Annotated in this window: 1 protein-coding gene; it reads right to left on the reverse strand. The window is 73.5% G+C overall.

Annotated elements, in window-relative coordinates; genetic code table 11:
* Positions 1-1,441: AMP-binding protein (locus AB0J52_RS40450; RefSeq protein ID WP_500188508.1), on the reverse strand; the 1,441-nt coding region annotated here is incomplete at both ends.

Below are 1,441 nucleotides of genomic sequence, written 5' to 3' on the forward strand. Positions count from 1 at the left end.
GGCCACGATCGACACGATGAGCGTGGCCTCGGTCGGGCCGTAGAAGTTCCGGACGGTCACGCCGTCGAGGGCGCGCAGGTCGTCCCAGAGCGCGTCGCCGATCGCCTCGCCGCCGATGAGCAGTTGCGTGGGCCGGTGCTCGGGATGGGTGAGCAGCCCGGCCTCGCGGAGCGCCTGGAAGTGCGACGGGGTGGTGTTGACCAGGTCGATCCGCCGGGACGCGATGTACTCGGCGAACGCCTCCACGTCGCGCCGGACGTCGTCGCCGATGAGGTGCAGCTCGTGGCCGTGGATCATCCACAGGAGGCCCATCCACGAGGTGTCGAACGAGAACGAGGCGAGGTGCGCGAACCGCAGCCGCGCGCCCGCTCCGGCCTCGGCCTCCACCGGCTCGAAGAACCGGACGCGGTGGGCGTCGTAGTAGTTGAGCAGGCCCGCGTGCTGGAGGACGACGCCCTTCGGACGTCCCGTCGAGCCGGACGTGTAGATGACGTACGCCGCGTTCTCCGGGAACACCGTCCGCGCCGGGTCCGTCGTCGGACGGTCGGCGGTGAACGCCTCGTGCGCGGGCGTGAGGGTGAGGGCCGGGGCGGCGTCGTCCAGCATGGACGCGACACGGTCGGCCGGGTACTCGGGATCGACCGGCACGTACGCCGCGCCCGCCTTCAGCACGCCGAGGATCGCCACGACGATCTCGGGCGTCCGGGGCAGGACGAGCGCGACGCGGTCCTCCGCGCCGACCCCGCGCGCGATCAGCTCGTGCGCGAGGCGGTTCGCGCGGGCGTTCAGCTCCGCGTACGTCAGGGAGAGGTCGCCGCTGACCAGCGCGACGTCGTCCGGGGTGCGCGCGGCCCGTGCCTCGAACAGGTCGACGACCGTGCCGGGGCGCGGCGTCACGGCCGTGTCGTTCCAGGCGGCGAACCGGGCGAGCTCGTCGTCCCCGGCGGGCGCGAGCGCGCCGATCGGGCGGTCCGGGTCCTCGGCGAACAGCTCCAGGACGCGCCGGACCCGTCCGAGCAGCGCCTCGGCGACCTCCGCCGGGTAGACGTCGGGACGGTGGTGCAGGCGCAGCTCCATGCGGTCCGGTCCGGGCGCGGCGACCAGCGACAGCGGGAAGTGCGTCGCGTCGTAGGAGTCCGCGCCGGCGATCCGGACGCCGTTCAGCGAGCCCTCCATGCTCGCCGGGTCGAACGGGTAGTTCTCCAGCACCGTCATGGTGTCGAAGAGCGCCCCGCCGGTCCCGGCGGCCCGCTGGATGTCGGTGAGGCCGAGGTGGTGGTGCGGCAGCAGCTCGGTCTGCTCCTCCTGGAGCCGCTCGACGAGCGCGCCGAACGGCTCGTCCTGCCGGAACCGGACCCGGACCGGGAGGGTGTTGATGAACAGGCCGATCATCTGCTCGACGCCGGGCAGCTCCGCCGGGCGGCCCGACACGGTCGCGCCG

It is taken from the genome of Spirillospora sp. NPDC049652 (genome assembly GCF_040675125.1).
Classification (GTDB): Bacteria; Actinomycetota; Actinomycetes; order Streptosporangiales; family Streptosporangiaceae; genus Spirillospora.